The following is a 22,370-nucleotide window of genomic DNA, read 5'->3' on the forward strand; positions in this document are numbered from 1 at the left end:
GGGGACCCGATGCACCGGGTATCAAGCCTTGAGGAGTCTCGATGACGAGCCGACCGCGCACCACACCTGGGGTGTTGGACCGGATGGCCGTTGAATTCGCCGACCACGACGCCCTGATCACCGATGATCGCAGCTTCACGTTCGCCGACCTGCGCGACGAGGTACGCCGGGCGGCCGCCGCCATCATCGGGCTCGATGTGCAACCCGGCGACAAGGTCGCCATCTGGTCGCCGAACACGTGGCACTGGGTGATCGCCTGCCTGGCCATCCAGTACGCCGGCGCGGTGATGGTGCCGTTGAACACTCGCTACACCGCCTCCGAAGCCGCCGACATTCTGGCCCGCACCGAGGCGCCGGTGCTGTTCGGCATGGGTCGGTTTCTGGGCGCCGACCGGGTGAGTGAGCTGGACCGGGCCGCGCTGCCCGCGCTGCGGCACATCGTTCGCATTCCGATCGACGAGGCCGACGGAACCTGGGACGAGTTCCTGGCCGGTCCGCAGACAGAGGTGTCGGAGGTCGATGCCCGCGCCGCCGCGGTGCGCCCCGACGACCCGTCCGATGTCCTGTTCACCTCGGGCACCACCGGCCGCAGCAAAGGTGTGCTCTGCGCGCACCGGCAGTCGCTTGCCGCCCCGGCAGCGTGGGCGGAGTGCGGCCAACTCACCAGCGCCGACCGCTATCTGTGCATCAACCCGTTCTTCCACAACTTCGGATACAAGGCCGGCATCCTGGCCTGCCTGCAGACCGGTGCCACCCTGATCCCTCAGCTGACCTTCGATCCCGAGCAGGCCATGCGGGTGATCGCCGAGAAGCGCATCACCGTGGTGCCCGGACCACCGACGATCTTCCAGACGCTGTTGGATCACCCGGCCCGCAAGCAGTACGACCTGAGCTCGCTGCGGTTCGCGGTGACCGGCGCGGCAACGGTGCCCGTCGTGTTGATCGAACGCATGCAGGCCGAGCTCGACTTCGACATCGTGCTCACCGCATACGGACTCACCGAGGCCAACGGGTTCGGCACCATGTGCCGGGCCGACGATGACGCCGTCACCGTGGCCACCACCTGCGGTCGTCCGATCGCCGACTTCGAGTTGCGCATCGACTCCCCGGACGACACCGGCGCCGGTGAGGTGCTTCTGCGCGGGCCGAACGTGATGCTGGGTTATCTCGACGATCCGGCGGCGACGGCAGCGGCGATCGACGGCGACGGTTGGCTGCACACCGGTGATGTCGGCACCGTCGACGAGGCGGGGAATCTGCGAATCACCGACCGGCTCAAGGACATGTACATCTGCGGCGGCTTCAACGTCTATCCCGCCGAGATCGAGCAGGTGCTGGCCCGGCTCGAGGGGGTGGCCGACGCCGCCGTCATCGGTGTGCCCGACGAACGTCTCGGCGAGGTCGGACGCGCGTTCATCGTGCGCCGTCCCGACAGCGATCTCGACGAGCAGGCCGTGATCGACTACACCAAGAAACACCTGGCCAATTTCAAGACCCCGCGCTCGGTGGTCTTCGTGGAAGCACTGCCACGAAACCCCGGCGGCAAAGTGGTCAAACCCACACTGCGAGAGATGGTTTGATGGATCTCAGCTACGACGACGCCACCGAAGAGTTCCGCAACGAGGTGCGGAGCTTCCTGGCGGCCCACAAAGACTCGTTCCCGACGAAGTCCTACGACAACGCCGAAGGGTTCGAACAGCACCGGCGCTGGGACCGCATCTTGTTCGACGCGGGCCTGTCGGTGGTGACCTGGCCGGAGAAGTACGGCGGCCGGGACGCAACCCTGCTGCAGTGGGTGGCCTACGAGGAGGAGTACTTCCGAGCCGGCGCGCCCGGGCGGGCCAGCGCCAACGGCACGTCGATGCTCGCGCCCACCCTGTTCGCGCACGGCACCGAAGAACAGCTCGACCGGGTCCTGCCCAAAATGGCCAGCGGCGAGGAGATCTGGGCGCAGGCCTGGTCGGAGCCGGAGTCCGGTAGCGACCTGGCGTCGCTGCGCTCGACAGCCACTCAGACCGACGGCGGGTGGTTGCTCAACGGCCAGAAGATCTGGAGCAGCCGGGCGCCGTTCGGTGACCGGGCTTTCGGTCTGTTCCGCTCCGACCCCAGTGCCGAACGGCATCGCGGGTTGACCTACTTCATGTTCGACCTCAAGGCCGACGGGGTGACCGTCCGGCCCATCGCCCAGCTCGGCGGCGACACCGGCTTCGGAGAAGTGTTCCTGGACAACGTCTTCGTGCCCGACGCCGATGTGATCGGCGCTGTCCATGACGGCTGGCGCGCGGCGATGAGTACGTCGAGCAACGAGCGCGGCATGTCGCTACGGAGCCCGGCGCGTTTCCTGGCACCAGCCGAACGGCTGGTGTCGGAGTGGCACACCCGTGGCGCCGACCCGGCGTTCGCTGACCGAGTCGCCGATGCGTGGATCAAGGCGCAGGCGTATCGACTGCACACCTTCGGCACCGTCACCCGCATCGCCGCCGGCGGTGAACTCGGGGCCGAGTCATCGGTGACCAAGGTGTTCTGGTCGGATCTCGACGTCGCGCTGCACCAGACGGCACTGGAGCTCCGTGGGGCCGACGCCGAACTGACCGACACCTGGACCGAGGGTCTGCTGTTCGCACTCGGCGGCCCGATCTACGCCGGTACCAACGAGATTCAGCGCAACATCATCGCCGAGCGGCTGCTCGGGCTGCCCCGAGAAAGCTCAGCGAGCGCAGGAGCGAAGAAATGAAATTCGCACTCGACGAACAGCAGCGGGACTTCGCCGCCAGTATCGACGCCGCTTTGGGGGCCGCCGACGTACCCGGCGCGGTCCGGGCGTGGTCCGACGGTGACACCGCGCCCGCGCGCAAGATCTGGTCGGCGTTGACCGACCTGGGCGTCACCGCCCTGGCGGTGGCGGAGAAGTATGACGGCATCGAGGCCCACCCCGTCGATCTGGTGGTCGCTCTGGAGCGGCTCGGCCGCTGGAATGTTCCCGGGCCGGTCGCGGAATCCATTGCGGTGGCGCCCGTTCTACTGGCCGGCGATGACCGCTCGGCCGCTTTGGCCGCCGGCGAGTTGATCGCGACGGTCGCACTACCGCCCTCGGTACCGCGTGCGGTCAATGCCGACTTCGCCGGGCTGACGCTGGTAGCGCAGGACGGCTCCGTCAGCGACGCCACCGTCGGTGACGGACACTCCTCCGTCGACCCCAGCCGCACGCTGTTCGACGTCACCGCCGGAGACCCTCGGGACGCCGATGTGGCCCGGGCCTACGAGTTCGGTGCGTTGGCGACCGCGGCCCAGCTGGTCGGCGCCGCCCAGGCGATGCTGGACATGTCGGTCGAATACGCCAAGCAGCGCAGCCAATTCGGCCGGATCATCGGCAGCTACCAGGCGATCAAGCACAAGCTCGCCGACGTTCACATCGCGGTGGAGTTGGCCCGTCCGCTGGTATACGGCGCGGCGCTGTCGCTGGCCGACGGATCCCCCGACACCGCGCGGGACGTCAGCGCCGCCAAGGCCGCCGCCTCAGACGCGGCGCTGCTATCTGCGCGGTCGTCGCTGCAGACCCACGGCGCTATCGGCTTCACGTCCGAACACGACCTGTCGCTGTGGCTGTTGCGGGTGCAGGCGCTGCATTCGGCATGGGGCGATCCCACCAGCCATCGCCGTCGCGTGCTGGAGGCACTGGCATGACATCCACCGAAGAACGGCAGATGCTCCGCGACACCGTCGCGGCACTGGTAGAGAAGCACGCCTCACCGGCTGCGGTGCGCGAGGCGATGGAATCCGATCGGGGCTACGACGAGTCGCTGTGGTCCAAGCTGTGTGAGCAGGTCGGTGTCGCCGCCCTGGTGGTCCCCGAGGAACTCGGTGGAGCCGGTGGTGAATTGGCCGACGCCGCAGCAGTTCTCGAGGAACTGGGCCGCGGCCTGGTTCCCACGCCGCTGCTCGGTACGACACTCGCCGAGCTGGCCCTGCTAGCCGCCGACGAGCCCGACAGCGACGCGCTCGAGCAGCTGGCCGCCGGGGAGTCGATCGGCGCCGTGGTGTTCGACCCGGGCTACGTGGTCAACGGTGACGTCGCCGACGTGGTGGTGGGCATCGAGGATGAGTCACTGGTTCGCTGGAACGACGTCACCGCCGAAGCGGTGACCACGATGGATCCCACCCGCAGACTGGCCCGGCTCACTGCCGGATCCACCGTGGCGATCGGCACCGACCCCGGCCTGGCCGACACCGCGGCGATCCTGTTGGCGGCCGAGCAGATCGGTGCGGCCTCGCGCTGCCTGGAGCTCACCGTCGATTACACCAAGGAGCGGGTGCAATTCGGCCGCGCGATCGGCAGCTTCCAGGCGCTCAAGCACCGGATGGCTGATCTGTACGTCGCGGTGCAGTCCGCTCGTGCGGTCGTCAACGACGCCATCGCAGCGCCGTCGCCGACATCGGCGGCGCTGGCCCGGCTGGCCGCGACCGAGGCGTTCACCAAGGTGGCGGGCGAAGCGATCCAGATGCACGGCGGTATCGCGATCACCTGGGAGCACGACATCCAGCTGTACTTCAAGCGGGCGCACGGCAGTGCCCAGCTACTCGGCTCGGTCGGCGACCAACTGCGTCGGCTCGAATCCGAAGTGCTTTAGCCTAGGCAGCATGGCCAGCGGCTCCGTCGAGAATCTCCCTCGGCCGATTGGCTATGTCCTGGGCGGTGGCGGGAGTCTCGGCGCGATCCAGGTCGGAATGCTCCAGGCGCTCATGGAGCGCGACGTACGCCCGGATTTGGTGGTAGGCACATCCGTCGGCTCGATCAACGGGGCAGTGCTGGCCTCAGACCCCACCGGAGCTGCACATCGACTCTCGCACGCCTGGACGCGGATGACCCGAGACAGGGTATTTCCGGGCGGCCTCATCGCCCAGGCTCTCCTACTGCAGCGAGTCAAGACACACCTGTTCCCCAACACTGGGCTGGCCGAGGTCATCACTGAATTCCTCGGTGAGACAACCGACTTCGCTGATCTTTCGCTTCCGTTCGCGGCGGTCACGATGGACGTCGCCACCGCGGCACCGCACATTCTTCGCTCGGGCCCGTTGTTGCCGGCACTGCTCGCGAGCTCCGCCATTCCCGGCATCTATCCGCCAGTGAGTCACGACGGTCTGCGCCTCTACGACGGTGGGGTCGTCGCCAACGTGCCGATGCGGCAGGCCGTCGCGATGGGCGCGCGTTCGCTGATCGTGCTGGATTGCTTCTTTCCGGGTCAGCTGCCGGCCTCGACCGACACCATCGCCGACATCGTGCTGTACACCGCATTGGTGACCATGCGCTCGCAGGCGGTGGCTGAGGCGGCCCTGGTCGCGGAGGAGCTGCCCGTGGTGTACCTCCCCGGGCCGTCGCCGAAGTTGGTGTCACCGCTGGACTTCAGTCACACCGCGGCGTTGATCGAGGACGCGTACACCTACGCGCGTCGATTCCTCGACAATCTGCGGCTCACCGCCGGTCCCGGTCTGTACGGTCAGCACCCGCCGGAGGCAGGTGTTCTAGCCTGACTCAGGTGAACAACCGCGTTGCCCTGCGAGCCGGAATCCCGCCGTTCTATGTGATGGACGTGTGGCTAGCCGCCGCGGAACGGCAGCGCACCCACGGTGATCTGGTGAACCTGTCGGCCGGACAGCCCAGCGTCGGCGCACCCGAACCGGTGCGCGCAGCCGCCGCGGCCGCGCTGGAGGCGAACCAGCTGGGCTATACCGTCGCGCTGGGCATCCCGGAATTGCGGCAGGCGATCGCGGGTTCCTACGCCGACCGCTACGGCCTGGACGTCAGCGCCGACGACGTGGTGGTGACGACCGGCTCGTCGGGCGGTTTCCTGCTGGCATTCTTGGCCTGCTTCGACGCCGGCGACCGAGTGGCCATCGCCAGCCCCGGCTATCCCTGCTACCGCAATATCCTGTCCGCGCTCGGCTGTGAAGTCGTCGAGATCCCATGCGGGCCTGAGACCCGATTCCAGCCGACGGTGCAGATGCTGGCCGAACTCGACCCGCCGGTGCAGGGCGTGATCGTCGCAAGCCCGGCGAACCCCACCGGTACGGTGATCCCGCCCGAGGAGCTCGCGGCGATCGCGACGTGGTGCGATGCGACCGGCGCCCGGCTGATCAGCGATGAGGTGTACCACGGGCTCGTTTATCCCGGCGCACCCGAAACCTCGTGCGCATGGCAGACGTCACGCAATGCCGTTGTGGCGAACAGCTTTTCGAAGTATTTCGCGATGACGGGTTGGCGGCTGGGCTGGCTGCTGGTACCGCAGGAACTGCGTCGCGCGGTCGACTGCCTCACCGGGAACTTCACGATCTGCCCGCCGGTACTGCCGCAGTACGCTGCGGTGGCGGCGTTCACTCCCGAGTCCATCGCGGAATGCGAAGGCCACCTGCACCACTATGCGGCCAATCGGGAGCGGCTGCTGACCGGGTTGCGGGAGATCGGCCTGACCCGGCTGGCCCCCACCGACGGCGCGTTCTACGTCTACGCCGACGTCTCCGATTTCACGTCGGACTCGTTGGGCTTCTGCGAAAAGCTGTTGGCCGACACCGGATTGGCGATCGCCCCGGGGATCGACTTCGACACCGTGCGCGGCGGGTCGTTCGTGCGGCTGTCGTTCGCCGGGCCGACGAGCGATATCGAGGAGGCGCTACGCCGCCTCGGAGCCTGGCTTCACTGAAGTTGTCGGTGGGTCGGGGTACCGTCGACCACATGTTCGAAAGTTTGTTCGAGTTCGACGCTGACGCCGACGAGGCGACGCTGCGTGGGGTCGTCGAGCGGCTCGAACAGCTAAAGGCTGCCGCAGCCGCCGCACAGGCTCGCGCAACAGAAGCATGGGCGACCAAGCGCCATGCGGCGGAAGCGGCAGCAGGTGTCCCGAAGCGGAAACGCGGACGCGGACTGGCTAACGAGATTGCCCTCGCTCGCCGTGTCGCCCCGAAACGGGGTGGTCAACACCTCGGATTGGCGACCGCCCTCGTGCGCGAGATGCCGCACACCCTTGCAGCCCTGGAATGCGGTGCACTCACTGAGTGGCGCGCGACGCTGATCGTGCGAGAGTCAGCATGTCTTTCGATCGAGCACAGACGACAGCTGGATACCGAACTGTGCGGCGACACTTCCGCATTGGAGGGCTGGGGCGACAAGCGGGTTGCGGCCGAGGCGAAGAAGATCGCCGTGCGCCTGGACGCGCAAGCTGTAGTCGAACGCAGTGCCAACGCCGCGGCCGACCGGTGCGTATGGATCCGGCCGGCGCCGGACACCATGGCCTACGTAACGGTGTTGTTGCCCGTCGCGCAAGGAGTCGCCGTATACGCCACGCTCAAACGCGAGGCAGACACCACCTGCGACGGACGCTCCCGAGGCCAGGTCATGGCCGACACCGTGGTGGAGCGCATCACCGGCAGGCCGGCAGAGGGGCCGGTTCCGGTGTCACTCAACCTGGTAATGGCGGATACCACCTTGGCTGGTGACGACAATGAGTCGGCATGGTTGGACGGCTACGGTCCGGTGCCCGCCGGGTTCGCCTGCAAGATCGTCGGCGACGCCGCCGTCGATGAAGCTGGCAGAAACACGTTGCGGCGGCTCTATCGGCATCCCGACAGCGGACAGCTGATTGCGATGGAATCGCGTTCGCGGATTTTCCCGAGAGGATTAGCCGCGTTCATCGGACTGCGGGACCAAACGTGCCGAACGCCGTACTGCGACGCCCCTATCCGCCATCGGGATCACGCGCTACCGCACCGCGAATCCGGCCCTACGAGCGCGCTCAACGGCCTCGGTGAATGCGAGGCATGCAACTACGCCAAGGAAGCCCGCGGCTGGCGGGTACGCACTACCGAATGTGACGGCCAGCATCAGGCCGACTTCACCACTCCGACCGGCGCTACTTATCGGTCCATCGCCCCACCGTCACCCGGCCCTCCGGTCCGAAGACGGATGAGCATCACCGAAGGTCGGCTCAGTGTCGACCTGGTCACTTTCGACGCTGCTTGACACCCAGTGATCGGAGTGGGAGCGCTCGCCTCAGCGGGCGCTCCAGCCGCCGTCCATCGTGTACGACGCACCGGTCACCATCGCCGCGGCGGGTGATGCCAGCCAGCCGACCAGATCGGCGACCTCCTCGGGTTCGACCAGCCGCTTGATCGCGCTCTCGCTGAGCAGGATCGTCTCCAACACTTCCTGCTCGTCGATGCCGTGCGTGCGGGCCTGGTCGGCAATCTGCTTGGTCACCAACGGCGTTCGCACATAGCCCGGGTTCACGCAGTTGCTGGTGACGCCGTGCGGGCCACCTTCCAGCGCGGTCACCTTGGACAGCCCCTCGAGACCGTGCTTAGCCGTGACGTAGGCGACCTTGAACTCCGAGGCTCGCAGCCCGTGGATCGAGGAGATGTTGATGATCCGCCCGAACCCCCGCTCGTACATCGCCGGCAGCACCGCGCGCACGAGCAGAAACGGCGCCTCCACCATCAGCGCGAGCAGCGTGCGGAACTTCTCCGGCGGATAGTCAACGATGGCGTCGATCGCCTGCAGGCCGGCGTTGTTGACCAAGATGTCGAACGGAAGGTGCAACTCCTCCAGCGACTTGACGTCGAGAAGGTCTACCTCCCAAGCCTTTCCACCGATCTCGCCGGCCAGCGCGGTGGCCCCGGCACCGTCGATATCGGCGACCGTGACCTTCGCCCCGCGGGCGGCCAGCTCACGTGCGCACGCCGCGCCGATTCCGCTGGCCGCACCGGTGACCAGGGCAGAGCGCCCGTCCAGTGCCGTCATGCCGGCGCCGCGGCGGACGTCGACCGGCCATCGCGCTGCGCATCGGCGGTGTCGATGTCGGCGAGGTCGATGCCCTTGGTCTCCCGGGCGAACGCCAGCGCGATGAGCGTGATCACCGCCGCGCCGGCCAGATAGACCGCGATCGGCACCGCCGACTTGTAGACCTCCAGCAGCTTCACCGCGATGATCGGCGCCAGCGACCCGGCGAAGATCGCGGTGACCTGATAGCCCAGGGACACACCGGAATAGCGCATGCGCGTCGGGAACATCTCGGCCATCAGCGCCGGCTGCGGCGCGTACATCAGCGCGTGGATCACCAGGCCGAGAATGATCGAGCTCATGATCAGTAGGTAGTGCCCGCTGTTCATCATCGGGAAGGCGACGAAGCCCCACACGCCGGCACCGAGCGCACCGACCAGGTAGACCGGCTTGCGGCCGAAGCGGTCCGACATCCGTCCCGCGTATGGGATGACCACGAAATGCACTGCGTGCGCGGCCAACAGCCACCACAGGATGTCGCTGGTGTCGGCATGCACCTGCACCTTGAGATAGGTGATCGAGAAGGTGACCACCAGGTAGTACATGATGTTCTCCGCGACGCGTAGTCCCATGGCGGTGAAAACTCCACGCGGATAACGCTTCAGGACCTCGACGACCCCGTACGAGCTGGCCTTGATCTGCTCGGCCTCCTTCTGCGCCTCGACGAAGATGGGGGCATCGCTGACCTTGGTGCGGATGTAGTAGCCGATCAGCACCACCACCGCCGACAGCCAGAATCCGACGCGCCACCCCCAGGACAGGAACGCGGTTTCGGACAGCGTCGTGGTCAACGACAGCAGCACCACGGTGGCGAGGATGTTGCCCACGGGCACACCGGCCTGCGGCCAACTCGCCCAGAATCCGCGCTCCCGGTCGGGGCTGTGCTCGGCGACCAGCAGCACCGCACCGCCCCACTCCCCGCCGACCGCGAAGCCCTGAAGGAATCGCAGGACCACCAGGAGCGCCGGCGCCCAGTAGCCGATCTGCGCGAACGTCGGTAGGCAGCCCATCAGGAATGTCGACGCACCGACGAGCACCAGGCTGAACTGCAGCAGTTTCTTGCGCCCGTACTTGTCGCCGAAATGACCGAAGACGATGCCGCCGAGCGGACGCGCCGCGAAGCCGACCGCATACGTGATGAACGCGGCGAGGATGGCGTCGAGATCGCTGGTCCCCTTGGCGAAGAAGATCTTGTTGAAGACCAACGTGGCCGCTGTGCCGTAGAGGAAGAACTCGTACCACTCGACGACGGTGCCGGCCATCGAGGCGGCGACCACCTTGCGTAGGTTGCCGGCCACATTGGTCACGCTCATCGGTGTCCCTCCTCGGTATGCCCTAATGCCCCCATGTGACCGCAGCCACACGTCGCTGAGTATTCGCGCACGTCGACATGGGCGCAATGGCGAAACGCGCAGGAGACATCTGCGAATATGCAGATATGGCCGGGCCACCCGCACACCGACCCAGCGCGGACGATCTGCTGGTGCTTCTGGCCGTCGGCCGGTCCGGGCGGTTTGTCTCGGCCGCCGACGAGCTCGGTCTCAACCACACCACGATCTCGCGCCGCATCGCCGCGCTGGAGCAGACCCTCGGTGGCCGGGTGTTGGCGCGCGCCGCCGGTGGGTGGGAGCTGACCGACCTCGGTCGCGCGGCGCTGGCCGCCGCCGAGAGCATCGAATCGGCCGTGCGCTCGCTGGCGCCGAGCAGCGATGGCACCCGTCCCCTCGAGGGTGTGGTGCGGTTGTCGGCGACCGACGGTTTCAGCGCCTATATCGCGGCACCCGCCGCCGCCCACATGCAGCGCAGGCACCCGCGCGTGACGGTCGAGATCGTCACCGCGACCCGGCGGGCGTCCCAGCAGCGCTCCGGGCTGGATATCGAGGTGGTGGTCGGCGAACCTCAGGTACGGCGTGCCACGGCAGTGCATCTGGGCGAGTACCGCCTGGGGCTCTACGGGGCGCGCGGCTACCTGGACCGCCACGGCAGCCCCGCGACAATCGCCGACCTTGCGCACCATCCGCTGGTCTACTTCATCGACTCCATGCTGCAGGTCGACGATCTGGACCTGGCATCGAGTTCGGTGCCGCCCATGCGGGAGTCGGTGACATCCACCAACGTCTTCGTCCACGTCGAGGCGACCCGGGCGGCGGCGGGCCTCGGACTGCTGCCGTGCTTCATGGCCGACCGCCACGACGATCTCGTGCGCGTGCTGCCCGACCGGTTGGCCCTGCCGCTGAGTTACTGGCTGGTGGCCCGCATCGAGACGCTGCGTAGGCCCGAGGTGTCGGCGTTCGTCGAGGCCATCAAGTCTCGGATGCACGAGATGCGTGACGCACTCCTCGGCACGGGCGCGCGCTGAGCGAAAGTGTTGCGCGCCACCGCCGGAGCTGGTGGGCTCAGACCATGCCCTTCATCGATCACGACCGCGGCCGCGCCTACTACCGGCACTGGGCCGCCGCCGAACCGCGCGCGGCGGTCATCTTCCTGCACGGGTTCGGCGAGCACACCGGCGTCTACCATCGGCTGGGCTTCGCCCTCAACGCCGCAGGCATCGACCTGTGGGCCGTCGACCAGTTCGGCCACGGACTGTCCCCGGGCGACCGCGGCGACTTCGGGTCGATCGAGGACAGTTCGGCGCTGGCCGATTCGCTCACCGACCTGGCCGAGCAGCAGACACCTGGGATCCCGCTGATCGCGCAAGGGCATTCGTTCGGCTCGGTGGTGACACTGTTCCGGCTGCTGAAGAATCCGAAACGCTATGCCGCAGCGGTCATCTCGGGAGCACCCCTGGTTCCGGTACCGGAGTTGCTCGGCGGCGACGCCGTCGAGCTCGACCCGGGCTGGCTGTCGGGCGACCCGTTCTACCTGGACTCGTTGGAAAACGACCCGCTGGCGTTCGTCGACGCCGACGGCGGCACGCTGGCCCGTGAACTCGACCGGGCGTGGGACCACTTCGGTGCCGAGCTGCCGAAACTGGCCGTGCCGACCCTGGCCATTCACGGTGAGCTCGACCCGATCGCGCCGGTGAGTGCACTGCGCGCCTACGCCGAACAGATCGAACCGCTACGGCTGCAGGAGTTCGCGGGTGCCCATCACGACATCCTGAACGAGACGGTGCACCGGGAAGTGGCCGCGGCGATCGTCGCCTTCATCGACGAACAACGTTAGAGCCAGGTGTCGGTGGTCGTGGTGGTGAGGAATGCGTCGAGGTCGTCGCGCCACTGCGCCGGGCTGTTCTTGTCCGGCTCGATGCCGGTGTATTCGCCGCGGTAGAACAGCAGCGGCCGCGGCTTCTTCTCCGGCACTTCCGACAGTGAGTGGACGGCACCGAACACCACGAAGTGGTCACCGCCGTCGTGCACCGAGTGCACGGTGCAGTCGATATGGGCCAACGTCCCTTCGATCACTGGCGAGCCGAGTTTGCTTGGGGTCCAGTCGATTCCGGCGAACTTGTCCGGTTCCTTCGATCCGAACCGGGCCGACACATGCTTCTGCTTCTCGTGCAGGACGTTGACGCAGAACTTCCCGCTGGCCTCGATGGCCGCCCAGGACCGCGACAGCTTGGTCGGGCAGAACAGCACCAGGGGCGGCTCGAGCGACAACGCCGCGAACGACTGACAGGCGAAGCCGACCGGAGTGTCGTCATGCACCGTGGTGATGATCGTGATGCCGGTGCAGAACTGCCCCAGCACGTGGCGGAACGTGCGGGGGTCGATCTCCGAGGAGGTCATCGGCTACTTGAATCCGACGGAGAAGTCGTGGCCCCAGAGGCTGACGGCGGTACTCTCCCGGGCGATCCAGTCCTTATCGTCGACTTCCAGTCCCTCGCAACCGAATTCGACGTCGAAGCCGCCGGGTGTCTTCATGTAGAAGGACAGCATCTTGTCATTGGTGTGGCGGCCGAGGGTCGCCGACATCTTCACCTTGCGCCGCAACGCACGGTCCAGGCACAGGCCGACGTCGTCGGAGTTCTCCACCTCGACCATCAGGTGCACGATGCCGGTCGGGTTGGGCATCGGCATGAAGGCCAGCGCGTGGTGGCGCGGGTTGCAGCCGTAGAAGCGCAGCCAGATCGGATCACCGTCGGCCGGGCGGCCCGCGATCTCCGGGGGCAGGCTCATCGAGTCGCGCAGACGGAAGCCGAGCACGTCCTGGTAGAACGCCTGCGCGGCGGCGTCGTCGTCACAGGTCAGCACGACGTGACCCAAACCCTGTTCGGCGGTGACGAACTTGTGGCCATACGGGCTGACGAAGCGGCGGCCGAGGTACTGCGCACCGTGGAACGCTTCCAGGACATTGCCTGCCGGATCGGAGAACCGGATCAGGCCTTCGACGCGCCGTTCGGACTTCTCCTCGCGGGTGCCCTCGGTGAAGTCGACGCCCGCCTTACCCAACGTCTCGCGCAGGGTCTGCAGCGCGGCGGCATCGGCGACCTCCCAGCCGGAGACCAGCAACCGGTCCTTCTCGCCGGGCACGATCACCAGCCGGGCGGCGAACTCGTCCATCCGCAGATACAGCGCGTCGGGGATCGCCCCGTCGCCCTCCACCATGCCGAGCACCTTGGTGCCGAAATCCCGCCAGGCCCCCACATCGGTGGCCTCGATTCGCATGTAGCCGAGCGCTTTTAGCGTCATGCCCCACCCTCCGAGAAAAGTCGATCGTCAGCTTGTCGAACCGATTAGACCATCGTGTCGCCGAGCGGCAGCCCGAATTCCTGGTTGCCGAACATCACGTAGGCGCGCTCCGCGTCGTTGGCGGCGTGCACCCGGCCGGCGTGCGCGTCACGCCAGAACCGTTGCAGCGGAGTGTCGGTGCCCAATGCGGTGGCACCGGCGCTCTCGAAGAGCCGGTCGACCGAGGCGATCGCGCGCTGGGTGGCGCGTACCTGATCCCGGCGAGCCTTGGCCCGCAACTCCAGCGGAATCTCCTCACCCGCCAGGAGCAATGCATACTCGGCGGCCAGATTGCCCGACAGCTGGGTCCAGGCCGCGTCGATATCACTGGACGCCTCGGCGATGCGGACCTTGGCGAACGGATCGTCCTTGGCCTTCTCCCCGGCGTACGCGGCGCGCACCCGCTTGCCCTGGTGTTCGACGTGAGCGTCGTAAGCGCCATAGGCCATCCCCACGATCGGAGTGGAGATGGTCGTGGGATGCATGGTGCCCCACGGCATCTTGTACACCGGCGCGGTGTTGGTCTGTAGGCCCGGCGACGTTAGATCGCCCATCGCCTTGAACGACGTGAACCGGTGGCGGGGAACGAAGACGTCCTTCATCACCAGCGTGTTGGAGCCGGTGCCCTTGAGGCCGACCACGTGCCAGTCGTCCTCGATGGTGTAGTCACCGAGCGGGACCAGGAAGCTGCCGAAGTCGACCGGCCTGCCGTCCTTGATGACCGGGCCGCCGACGAAGGTCCACGTGGCGTGGTCACATCCCGACGACCAGTGCCAGGCACCGTTGACGATGTATCCGCCATCGGTGACGACACCGGCACCCATCGGGGCGTACGACGAGGAGATCCGGACCGTCGGATCCGCGCTCCAGACGTCTTCCTGAGCCTGCTGGTCAAAGTGCGCCATATGCCAGTTGTGCACGCCGAGGATGCCGGCCACCCAGCCGGTCGAGCCGCAGGCGCTGGCCAGGCGGCGAACCGCCTCGTAGAAGACCGTCGGATCGGTCTGCAGGCCGCCCCACTGCTCGGGCTGGAGCAGCTTGAAGAAGCCCACCTCGTCCAGTTCGGCGATGGTGGCGTCGGGGATCCGACGCAGGTCCTCGGTCTGCTGTGCGCGCTCGCGGAGTTTGGGCAGCAGTTCATCGATGCCGGTGAGAACCGCCTTCGCGTCACGCTGTTGAATAGACGTCACTGCATGCCTCCCAGAGTGTGGTACTGGACCCAAGACTAGAACACGTTACGATTTGTGTCGAGCAGGGCGAGCCTGCGGCTGGTAGCGATATATAAACCTATTTCTGTAACCTGTTCTAGTTAGGCGGAGGAAGGCTGAACACCGTGACGCAGGTTCCACCCGACGAGCCACTGGGCAGCCATGTGCTCGAGTTGGAAGTGACCGACGTAGTCGCCGAGACCGACGACTCGCGATCGCTGGTGTTCGGCGTCCCCGCCGGTGCCGACATCCCGGCCGATCGCCTGCGCTACGCACCGGGCCAATTCCTGACGCTGCGCATCCCGAGCGACCGCACGGGTTCGGTGGCGCGCTGCTACTCGCTGTGCAGCTCGCCGTTCACCGACGACGCGCTGACCGTCACCGTCAAGCGCACCGCCGACGGATACGCGTCGAACTGGCTGTGCGACCACGCCCATCGCGGGATGAAGATCCACGTGCTCGCCCCGTCGGGCACCTTCGTGCCCAAGACCTTGGACACCGATTTCCTGCTGATCGCGGCCGGCAGCGGGATCACCCCGATGCTGGCCATCTGCAAGTCGGCGCTCTCGGAGGGCAGCGGCCAGGTGACGCTGCTGTACGCCAACCGCGACGAGAAGTCGGTGATCTTCGGCAGCACCTTGCGCGATCTGGCCGCCAAGTACCCCGACCGCCTGACAGTCGTGCACTGGCTGGAGTCGGTGCAGGGGCTGCCCAGCACCGAGGCGCTCGGCAAGCTGATGGCGCCCTACACCGACCGGCAGGCGTTCATCTGCGGGCCGGGACCGTTTATGCAGGCCGCCGAGCAGGCCTTGGAGTCGCTGAACGTGCCGGCCAAGCAGGTGCACATCGAGGTGTTCCGCTCGCTGGACACCGATCCCTTCGCCGCGGTGAAGATCACCGACGAGGGTGACGAACCGCCGGCCAGCGCCGTCGTCGAACTCGACGGGCAGACGCACACCGTGTCGTGGCCGCGCAGCGCCAAGCTGCTCGACGTGCTCCTCGACAAGGGGCTCGACGTGCCGTTCTCCTGCCGCGAGGGGCATTGCGGAGCGTGCGCGGTGGTCAAGCGCAGCGGCGACGTCGAGATGGACATCAACGACGTCCTGGAGCCCAGCGACATCGACGAGGGCTTGATCCTGGCGTGCCAGGCGCGGCCGATCTCCGATTCGGTCGAAGTCACCTACGACGAGTAGGGCGGCGTTAGGTTGTCATGAGGTGTCGGGGGACGGCGGGAGATAGGACACCACAGCATGGCGCTTCCTCGGCTGATCGGCGCGGTTGCCGCGGCGGGTTTGGCGATCGGACTCGCACCGCCGGCCGGAGCCGCCGTCGACACCGCTGACACGTCGTTCCCGATCGACGACACCACCCAGCTCGAAATGCACACGCGGGTGGACTGTTCCGTCACCGCCAAGACGTGCCAGTTCTATACCGCCACCAATCTGCGCACCCCCGACGGGGTCACCGGATTTCCGGACGACCTGTGGGCCCGGCAGAGCACCGAAGTCCGCTCGCTGGACCGGACCACCTACCTCGATGTGAAAGCCGACGGGGGCCCGTTCACCAAGGTCTTCAAAGAGGGCGGCCCCGACGTGATCACCACGATCTACTTCGGCGGCGGCCCGCCGGACAAGTATGTGACCACCGGAACCATTTGGCCCACAGACTATTCCACGGGTCAGCCGCGGACCGAGGGCACCGTGATCGTCTGCGCGCACGTGCAGGTGGTCTACAGCGGGGTGAACATCACCTCGCCGAGCACCTGCGCGCAGCCGCGGTTCTCCTAGCGCGGCAGGCCGAGCAGCCGCTCGCCGGCCATGGTGAGCAGGATCTGCTCGGTGCCGCCGGCGATCGTCAGGCAGCGGGTGTTGAGGAAGTCGTGCACGAACCCGTCGACGGTCAGGCCGCCCGACTCGGACAGCTCCTGCCGGAACTCTGCAAGCGCCTGGCGGTGCCGAACCCCAATCAGCTTGCGGGCGCTGGCTTCTGCACTGGTGTCCTGTCCACCGACCGCCAGTTGCGCGATGCGCTGATCGAGCAGTGACCCGGCCTGCGCGGACAGGATCAGCTTGGCCGTCTGATCTTGCAGCGCGGTGTCGAGTTCACGTTCAGCCACCGAGCGCAGCATCTCCTCAACCGGATTGCCCAGCGCGGTGCCCTGCGCCATCGCGACCCGCTCGTTGGCCAAAGTGGTTCGCGCCAAACGCCATCCGTCGTTAACGGTGCCGACGACCATATCGTCGGGCACGAACACGTCATCGAAGAAGACCTCGTTGAACAGCTCGTCACCGGTGATCTCCCGCAGCGGGCGCACCACGATGCCCGGCGAGCGCATGTCGATCAGGAAGTAGGTGATGCCCTTGTGCTTCGGCGCCTCCGGGTCCGTTCGGGCCAGGCACACACCCCAGTGCGCCTTCTGCGCGGCCGACGTCCACACCTTCTGGCCGGTCAGCTTCCAACCGCCTTCGGCGCGAACGGCTTTCGTACGCAGCGCGGCCAGATCGGAGCCGGCGCCCGGCTCGGAGAACAGCTGGCACCAGATGATCTCACCGCGCAGGGTGGCCGGCACGAACTTGTCGATCTGCTCAGGCGTGCCGCCCTCCAGGATTGTCGGCACCGCCCACCAGCCGATCACCAGATCGGGGCGCTGTACGTCAGCCTTGGCCATCTCGGAGTCGATGAGCAGCTGCTCGGCCGGTGACGCCTCGCGGCCGTAGGGCTTGGGCCAGTGCGGTGCCAGCAGACCGCTGTCGGCCAGAGCGGGCTGCCGCTGGTCGGCAGGCAGCTTCGCGACTTCGGCGACGGCCGCGGCGATCTCGGGCTGCAGGTGCGCGACGGAGTCCAGATCGATGTGCAGCTCGCGGCGCACACCGTTCAGCGTCAGCGCGGCGACCCGACGCAGCCATGCCGGGCGTCCGCCCAGGATCTGGCCGATGCTGTAGGCGCGGCGCAGGTACAGGTGCGCATCGTGCTCCCAGGTGATGCCGATGCCGCCCAGCACCTGGATGCAGTCCTTGGCGTTGGCCTTTGCCGACTCGATGCCGATCGCGGCGGCGATGGCGGCGGCGATCGACAGCTGCTGTTCGTCGTCGCCGGATGCGGCGACCGCCGCGTCGGCGGCGGCGACGGCGGCCTGCTGGGAGCGCAGCAGCATTTCCGCGCACATGTGCTTGATGGCCTGGAAGCTGCCGATCGGCTTGCCGAACTGCTCGCGCACCTTCGCGTATTCGACGGCGGTGTCCAACGTCCAGCGGGCTACACCCGCGGTCTCGGCGGCCAGCACGGTGGCGGTCAGATCCTCGAACCGGCGCCGCGAGACTGCGAGTGCGGTGGCGGGAACGGAGTTCAGCGTCACCCGGGCCAGCGGGCGAGAGAAGTCGGTGGCGGTCAGCAGGTCGACGGTCACCCCGTCGGCCGCGGCGTCGACGATGACGACGTCGTCACCGACCGGCAGGAGCAGCACGCCGGAGGTGTCGGCGCCGAGGACGTACTCCGCGGTGCCGGATACCTGATCACCGTCTTTGCGCAGCTCGCCGCCCAGCGCCAGGCCCGCCGTCGCCTCTCCCGAGGCCAGCGCGTCGAGCACCTCGGGATCGGTGATCACCAGGGTGGCCACCGCGGTCGTCGCGACCGGCCCGGGGATCAGCGCCCGCGCCGCCTCCTCGACCATGGCGCACAAATCCTGGATGGAGCCCCCGGCCCCGCCGGCCTCCTCGGGCACCGCGACACCGAACAGCCCCAGCTCGGCCAGGCCACGGTAGACCGGGCGCCACGCGTCCGGGGTGCCGTGCTCGACATCGCGAACAGCGGCCAGAGCGCCGGAGGAGGCGGCCCAGCTGCGGACCAACTCGCGGGCGGCAAACTGTTCGTCGGTGATGGTCGCTGACACCGTCGGCTCCTCAAGGTCACAAAGAACGGGCGCTGAAAAACTTCTCGGCCCACTAGAACGTGTTCTAATAGTGCCAGCGATCACCAGTCAAGTCGACCGGCATCGCAGCAGGACACGCGGCAGTCCTGGGGGACGCCGAGGTGCGCGACGCAGTGTAGCGATGCGTATCGTTTCTCCCAGAACGGCCATTGGAAGGAGCTAGCCAACCCATGTCATCGCCAGCGCAGAAATCGTCGGCCGGCGGTGCGGGTTCGCAGCCACGTGAGGTGATACCGGTGTCAGTTCTCGCCGAATCGGAGCTCGGCTCAGAAGCCCAGCGTGAGCGTCGCAAGCGCATCCTCGACGCAACCATGGCCATCGCCTCCAAGGGCGGCTACGAGGCCGTGCAGATGCGTGCGGTGGCCGACCGTGCCGACGTGGCCGTCGGCACCCTGTACCGCTACTTCCCCTCCAAGGTGCACCTGCTGGTGTCGGCGCTGGCGCGCGAGTTCGAGCGGATCGACGCCAAAACCGACCGGACCGCGGTCGCCGGTGGCTCACCGTTCCAGCGCCTCAACTTCATGGTCAGCAAGCTGAACCGCGCGATGCAGCGCAACCCGCTGCTGACCGAGGCGATGACGCGCGCGTACGTGTTCGCCGACGCCTCCGCGGCGGGTGAAGTTGATCACGTCGAAAAGATCATCGACAGCATGTTCGCGCGCGCCATGAGCGACGGCGAACCGACCGAAGATCAGTACCACATCGCCCGGGTGATTTCCGATGTATGGCTGTCGAATCTGTTGGCCTGGCTGACTCGACGGGCGTCGGCGACCGACGTCAGCAAACGCCTCGACCTTGCGGTGCGGCTGCTGATCGGTGACGACGGCGAGTCCTAGGACCACGTGCCCGATCTACCCGAGGACCTTCGCCGCGCGCTGAGCGACGTCGCGCACCTCCCCCGGTTGCTGGTGGCCTGCGACTTCGACGGCACCGTCGCGCCGATCGTGTCCAATCCGGCCGATGCCCGGCCGATCCCGGCCGCCGCGGACGCCTTGGCGGCCCTGTCCGCCCTTGAATCCACGAGTGCCGCACTGATTTCCGGGCGGGCGCTGAGTACCCTGCGAGAGCTATCCGGTGCGTCGGCCGACGTTCTTTTGGTGGGTAGCCACGGAGCGGAGTTCGACGCCGACTTCCTCGACGCGATCGACGAAACAGCCAAGCAGCGCCTCGCCGAACTCGAGCAGACGATGACGTCGCTGGCGCAGCGCTACCCCGGTGCGACGGTCGAGATCAAACCGGTCAGCGTGGCGTTCCACGTCCGCAACGCGGCTCCGGAACAGGCTCAAGAGGCGCTTGATGAGGCTCTGAATGCCGTGCGGGACTCTGATATTCACGTCACCGAAGGCAAAGCGGTGCGCGAGTTCGCCGTCATCGACACCGACAAGGGCGCCGCACTCGACCAGCTGCGTGAACAGCTCGACGCCAGCGCGGTGGTGTTCTTCGGCGACGACGTCACCGACGAGAAGGGGTTCGCTCGACTGGTCGAGGGCGACATCGGTGTGAAGGTGGGACCGGGCGAAACCAAGGCGCGCTACCGGGTCGACTCCCCCGACGACGTCGCGACCGCGCTGGCATACCTGCTGCAGGCGCGCCAGGGCTAAGCCGGCGGCCCCGCCGTCCGCCCTCGCACCAGCTCCGTCGGCAGCACGTCGATCACCGGCAAGCCGTCACGCGGTGGATTGTGCAGCAGACTTCCCGCACGTTTGCCTTTCTCCAGACTGGGCTGGGACACCGTCGTCAGACCACGGCTCAAGGCCTCGGGGATCCCGTCGAACCCGGTGATCGTCATCTGGCCGGGCACGTAAATCCCTTTGGCACGTAGATAATCCATCGCCGAGATGGCGAGCACGTCGGCGGTGCACATCAACGCGGTGATGCGCGGGTTGGCCTGTAGCGCCACCTCGGCGGCCGCCGCGCCAGACGCCGGAAGGTGCTCGTAACTCTCGACGATAGTTAGCGTCCCCGGGTCCACGCCCGCGGCGGACATCGCATCGCGCACGCCGCCGATTCGCTCGGTCTGGACGTGAAAGTGCGATGCCTCCAGCCGTTCTGCGCGCACCATGCCCGCCGTCTGACCACCCATATGCCGCTCGGTGCCCAATCGCATTGTCAGTAAACCGATTTCGTGATGGCCGAGCCCGACGATGTATTCGGCCAGTTCGCGCATCGCAGCGCGGTCGTCGATGCAGACCCGTGAGGCGCCGGGGACATCCTTCGGCTGATCCACGACGACGACCGGTACATGTCGCTGCAATGCGGTCTGCAGATAGGGATCGTCATCGGCTGCGGCGTAGACGACGAAACCGTCGACACCTGCCGCCAGAACCGAATTCATCCCGTCCGACACGCTGCGGTCCGGACCGACGGCGACCAGGAGCAGGCCCTGTCCGACTTCTTCACATGATTCGGCAAGGCCGGCAACGAAGTTCAGTGCGGCGGGATCGCTGAAGGCATAGGTCAGAGGCTCGGTGATCACCAGGCCGACCGCGCCGGCTTTGCGAGTGCGCAGCGAACGGGCCACCGGGTCCGGCCCGGCGTATCCGAGGCGCTTGGCGGTGGCCAATACTCGCTCGCGCAGATCGGCCGACAACTGGTCCGGACGGTTGTAGGCGTTGGAGATCGTGGTTCGCGAAACCTTGAGTTCGGCGGCCAACGAAGCCAGGGTCGCCCGCCGCCGCGGCGCCGGACTTCGGGACATGCTCCGTGAGGTTAGCGCATCGACTTGCGCAGGACCGGTACCGATGCCCTAAGGTTATTGGAAACGGTTTTCATTTGTGTTTGGTTTACCTCAGGTGGAGAGGAGCGATCGTGCGCACTGCTGCGATCCGCGCGGTCATCGGTCTGTCAACAGTGGCCCTGGTGGGCGGTCTCACCGCATGCGGCGGCGACAAGTCCCCTGGCGGGGCCCAGGCCTCGACACCGACCGTGGTGGCGTCGACCGACGTGTGGGGCAGCGTCGCGCAGGCCGTCGCCGGTGACCATGCCAAAGTCACCTCGATCATCACCAGCGCCTCCGCTGACCCACACTCGTTCGAGGCCAGCCCCGCCAACGCCGCCGACATCGCCGACGCATCGCTGGTCGTCTACAACGGCGGCGGCTACGACCACTGGGTCGACGACGTTCTGGCCAGCCACAAGGGAGTGGCCTCGGTCGACGCGTACTCGCTGCTCCAGGCTCCCCCGGGAGAGCCGCAGCCGGCCAACGAACACGTCTTCTACGACCTGAACACCGCCCGAGCCGTCGCCACGAAGATCGCCGAGAAGCTGGCGCAGGACGACCCGCAGCACGCGGCCGACTACAAGGCCAACGCCGAGACGTTCAACCGGGGCGCCGACGCGATCGCACAGACCGAGAAGGCCAACCGCACCAGCCATCCGGGCGCAGCCGTCGTCGCCACCGAACCCGTCGCCCACTACCTGCTGGTGGCCGCCGGGCTGACCGACAAGACCCCCGCCGGCTTCGCCAATGCCGTCGAACAGGACACCGACCCGGCGCCCGTCGACGTCGCGGCCATGCTGGACCTCATCAAGTCCCGTCAGGTCGCGGCGGTGGTGTTCAACGAACAGACCGTGACCGAGGTGACCAAGCAGGTCCAGGCCGCGGCGCAGAGTGCCGGAATCCCGGTCGTCAGCGTCACCGAGACGCTGCCCGCCGGCAAGGACTACCTGAGCTGGCAGCGCGATACCGCCGACCGGTTGACCGCCGCCCTGCAGCAGAACCGATAATCACTGCT

21 protein-coding genes are annotated in these 22,370 nt (G+C 67.2%); 14 read left to right on the forward strand and 7 right to left on the reverse strand.

Translation table 11 applies throughout. The annotated features are described in order from the left end of the window. The first annotated feature begins 41 nt into the window (after positions 1-41). Genes fadD3 through K0O64_RS26030 form a run of 7 tightly spaced genes read left to right on the forward strand, consistent with a single transcriptional unit; the run spans position 42 to position 8,011 of the window. Complete coding sequence (gene fadD3 / locus K0O64_RS26000; RefSeq protein ID WP_071948967.1) at positions 42-1,580, forward strand: 3-((3aS,4S,7aS)-7a-methyl-1,5-dioxo-octahydro-1H-inden-4-yl)propanoate--CoA ligase FadD3; 1,539 nt, start codon at positions 42-44, stop codon at positions 1,578-1,580. After that, on the forward strand, positions 1,580-2,734 hold the full coding sequence (locus K0O64_RS26005) for an acyl-CoA dehydrogenase family protein (protein WP_071948966.1): 1,155 nt from the start codon (positions 1,580-1,582) through the stop codon (positions 2,732-2,734). Before fadD3 ends, K0O64_RS26005 begins: the two co-directional genes overlap by 1 nt. Next, a complete protein-coding gene (locus tag K0O64_RS26010; RefSeq protein ID WP_071948965.1) occupies positions 2,731-3,684 on the forward strand; it encodes an acyl-CoA dehydrogenase family protein in 954 nt (317 codons plus the stop codon). The genes K0O64_RS26005 and K0O64_RS26010 overlap by 4 nt, the downstream gene beginning before the upstream one ends. Continuing rightward, entirely contained in the window at positions 3,681-4,628 is a 948-nt protein-coding gene (gene ipdE2 / locus K0O64_RS26015; RefSeq protein WP_071948964.1) for an acyl-CoA dehydrogenase IpdE2, read from the forward strand. Before K0O64_RS26010 ends, ipdE2 begins: the two co-directional genes overlap by 4 nt. Positions 4,629-4,638: 10 nt before the next feature. Then, complete coding sequence (locus tag K0O64_RS26020) at positions 4,639-5,529, forward strand: patatin-like phospholipase family protein (RefSeq protein ID WP_071948963.1); 891 nt, start codon at positions 4,639-4,641, stop codon at positions 5,527-5,529. Between the two features lie 5 nt (positions 5,530-5,534). Beyond that, a complete protein-coding gene (locus K0O64_RS26025; protein WP_071948962.1) occupies positions 5,535-6,695 on the forward strand; it encodes a pyridoxal phosphate-dependent aminotransferase in 1,161 nt (386 codons plus the stop codon). Positions 6,696-6,727: 32 nt separating this feature from the next. Continuing rightward, a complete protein-coding gene (locus K0O64_RS26030) occupies positions 6,728-8,011 on the forward strand; it encodes a 13E12 repeat family protein (RefSeq protein ID WP_071948961.1) in 1,284 nt (427 codons plus the stop codon). A 30-nt stretch (positions 8,012-8,041) separates the two neighbouring features. On the opposite strand, the gene K0O64_RS26035 is transcribed toward K0O64_RS26030, so the two are convergent. Beyond that, positions 8,042-8,788, reverse strand: coding sequence for a 3-hydroxybutyrate dehydrogenase (locus K0O64_RS26035; protein ID WP_071948960.1), 747 nt, complete (start codon positions 8,786-8,788; stop codon positions 8,042-8,044). Beyond that, positions 8,785-10,140 (reverse strand): MFS transporter, encoded by a 1,356-nt coding sequence (locus K0O64_RS26040; protein WP_071948959.1) that lies wholly within the window; start codon positions 10,138-10,140, stop codon positions 8,785-8,787. Before K0O64_RS26040 ends, K0O64_RS26035 begins: the two co-directional genes overlap by 4 nt. Before the next feature lie 86 nt (positions 10,141-10,226). Here K0O64_RS26040 and K0O64_RS26045 point away from each other — a divergent pair, with 86 nt between their 5' ends. Both K0O64_RS26045 and K0O64_RS26050 read left to right on the forward strand, forming a co-directional pair. Next, positions 10,227-11,186, forward strand: coding sequence for a LysR family transcriptional regulator (locus K0O64_RS26045; RefSeq protein WP_071948958.1), 960 nt, complete (start codon positions 10,227-10,229; stop codon positions 11,184-11,186). A gap of 44 nt (positions 11,187-11,230) precedes the next feature. After that, positions 11,231-11,995 (forward strand): alpha/beta fold hydrolase, encoded by a 765-nt coding sequence (locus K0O64_RS26050; protein ID WP_071948957.1) that lies wholly within the window; start codon positions 11,231-11,233, stop codon positions 11,993-11,995. Here the strand turns inward: K0O64_RS26050 and hsaB are convergent. Genes hsaB through hsaA form a run of 3 tightly spaced genes read right to left on the reverse strand, consistent with a single transcriptional unit; the run spans position 11,992 to position 14,690 of the window. Continuing rightward, positions 11,992-12,558: a 3-hydroxy-9,10-secoandrosta-1,3,5(10)-triene-9,17-dione monooxygenase reductase subunit gene (gene hsaB, locus K0O64_RS26055; protein ID WP_071948956.1), complete on the reverse strand. Its 567-nt coding sequence runs from the start codon at positions 12,556-12,558 to the stop codon at positions 11,992-11,994. The genes K0O64_RS26050 and hsaB overlap by 4 nt on opposite strands. Before the next feature lie 3 nt (positions 12,559-12,561). After that, a complete protein-coding gene (gene hsaC, locus K0O64_RS26060) occupies positions 12,562-13,461 on the reverse strand; it encodes an iron-dependent extradiol dioxygenase HsaC (RefSeq protein WP_071948955.1) in 900 nt (299 codons plus the stop codon). 44 nt (positions 13,462-13,505) lie between these two features. After that, positions 13,506-14,690 (reverse strand): 3-hydroxy-9,10-secoandrosta-1,3,5(10)-triene-9,17-dione monooxygenase oxygenase subunit, encoded by a 1,185-nt coding sequence (hsaA, locus tag K0O64_RS26065; protein ID WP_071948954.1) that lies wholly within the window; start codon positions 14,688-14,690, stop codon positions 13,506-13,508. A 143-nt stretch (positions 14,691-14,833) separates the two neighbouring features. On the opposite strand from hsaA, the gene K0O64_RS26070 reads away from it, so the two are divergent. Then, entirely contained in the window at positions 14,834-15,901 is a 1,068-nt protein-coding gene (locus tag K0O64_RS26070) for a ferredoxin--NADP reductase (protein WP_096312375.1), read from the forward strand. Positions 15,902-15,958: 57 nt separating this feature from the next. Then, positions 15,959-16,495, forward strand: coding sequence for a hypothetical protein (locus tag K0O64_RS26075; protein WP_071948952.1), 537 nt, complete (start codon positions 15,959-15,961; stop codon positions 16,493-16,495). Here K0O64_RS26075 and K0O64_RS26080 read toward each other — a convergent pair. After that, positions 16,492-18,597 (reverse strand): acyl-CoA dehydrogenase family protein, encoded by a 2,106-nt coding sequence (locus K0O64_RS26080; protein ID WP_071948951.1) that lies wholly within the window; start codon positions 18,595-18,597, stop codon positions 16,492-16,494. The genes K0O64_RS26075 and K0O64_RS26080 overlap by 4 nt on opposite strands. A gap of 209 nt (positions 18,598-18,806) precedes the next feature. Between K0O64_RS26080 and kstR the strand changes: the two genes are divergently transcribed. Together kstR and otsB are read left to right on the forward strand one after the other, a co-directional pair. Then, positions 18,807-19,472 (forward strand): cholesterol catabolism transcriptional regulator KstR, encoded by a 666-nt coding sequence (gene kstR, locus K0O64_RS26085; RefSeq protein WP_071948950.1) that lies wholly within the window; start codon positions 18,807-18,809, stop codon positions 19,470-19,472. A gap of 6 nt (positions 19,473-19,478) precedes the next feature. Beyond that, entirely contained in the window at positions 19,479-20,237 is a 759-nt protein-coding gene (gene otsB / locus K0O64_RS26090; protein ID WP_220045829.1) for a trehalose-phosphatase, read from the forward strand. Here otsB and K0O64_RS26095 read toward each other — a convergent pair. Beyond that, positions 20,234-21,334 carry an Rv3575c family transcriptional regulator gene (locus K0O64_RS26095; protein ID WP_071948948.1) on the reverse strand — a complete coding sequence of 367 codons (1,101 nt, stop codon included), beginning with the start codon at positions 21,332-21,334 and terminating at the stop codon, positions 20,234-20,236. The two genes, otsB and K0O64_RS26095, sit on opposite strands and share 4 nt — an antisense overlap. Before the next feature lie 110 nt (positions 21,335-21,444). On the opposite strand from K0O64_RS26095, the gene K0O64_RS26100 reads away from it, so the two are divergent. After that, positions 21,445-22,362, forward strand: a complete 918-nt coding sequence (locus K0O64_RS26100; protein ID WP_083542820.1) for a metal ABC transporter solute-binding protein, Zn/Mn family — start codon at positions 21,445-21,447, stop codon at positions 22,360-22,362. The last annotated feature ends 8 nt before the right edge of the window (positions 22,363-22,370 follow it).

This window comes from Mycolicibacterium pallens (assembly GCF_019456675.1).
GTDB classification, from domain to species: Bacteria; Actinomycetota; Actinomycetes; order Mycobacteriales; family Mycobacteriaceae; genus Mycobacterium; species Mycobacterium crocinum.

What these genes read in the sequence shown, in the direction of transcription:
- fadD3 (WP_071948967.1), top strand. Translation starts at nt 42, where the DNA reads ATGACGAGCCGACCGCGCACCACACCTGGGGTGTTGGACCGGATGGCC.
- K0O64_RS26005 (WP_071948966.1), top strand. Translation starts at nt 1,580, where the DNA reads ATGGATCTCAGCTACGACGACGCCACCGAAGAGTTCCGCAACGAGGTG.
- K0O64_RS26010 (WP_071948965.1), top strand. Translation starts at nt 2,731, where the DNA reads ATGAAATTCGCACTCGACGAACAGCAGCGGGACTTCGCCGCCAGTATC.
- ipdE2 (WP_071948964.1), top strand. Translation starts at nt 3,681, where the DNA reads ATGACATCCACCGAAGAACGGCAGATGCTCCGCGACACCGTCGCGGCA.
- K0O64_RS26020 (WP_071948963.1), top strand. Translation starts at nt 4,639, where the DNA reads ATGGCCAGCGGCTCCGTCGAGAATCTCCCTCGGCCGATTGGCTATGTC.
- K0O64_RS26030 (WP_071948961.1), top strand. Translation starts at nt 6,728, where the DNA reads ATGTTCGAAAGTTTGTTCGAGTTCGACGCTGACGCCGACGAGGCGACG.
- K0O64_RS26035 (WP_071948960.1), bottom strand. Translation starts at nt 8,788, where the DNA reads ATGACGGCACTGGACGGGCGCTCTGCCCTGGTCACCGGTGCGGCCAGC.
- K0O64_RS26040 (WP_071948959.1), bottom strand. Translation starts at nt 10,140, where the DNA reads ATGAGCGTGACCAATGTGGCCGGCAACCTACGCAAGGTGGTCGCCGCC.
- K0O64_RS26045 (WP_071948958.1), top strand. Translation starts at nt 10,227, where the DNA reads ATGGCGAAACGCGCAGGAGACATCTGCGAATATGCAGATATGGCCGGG.
- K0O64_RS26050 (WP_071948957.1), top strand. Translation starts at nt 11,231, where the DNA reads ATGCCCTTCATCGATCACGACCGCGGCCGCGCCTACTACCGGCACTGG.
- hsaB (WP_071948956.1), bottom strand. Translation starts at nt 12,558, where the DNA reads ATGACCTCCTCGGAGATCGACCCCCGCACGTTCCGCCACGTGCTGGGG.
- hsaC (WP_071948955.1), bottom strand. Translation starts at nt 13,461, where the DNA reads ATGACGCTAAAAGCGCTCGGCTACATGCGAATCGAGGCCACCGATGTG.
- K0O64_RS26075 (WP_071948952.1), top strand. Translation starts at nt 15,959, where the DNA reads ATGGCGCTTCCTCGGCTGATCGGCGCGGTTGCCGCGGCGGGTTTGGCG.
- kstR (WP_071948950.1), top strand. Translation starts at nt 18,807, where the DNA reads ATGTCATCGCCAGCGCAGAAATCGTCGGCCGGCGGTGCGGGTTCGCAG.
- K0O64_RS26095 (WP_071948948.1), bottom strand. Translation starts at nt 21,334, where the DNA reads ATGTCCCGAAGTCCGGCGCCGCGGCGGCGGGCGACCCTGGCTTCGTTG.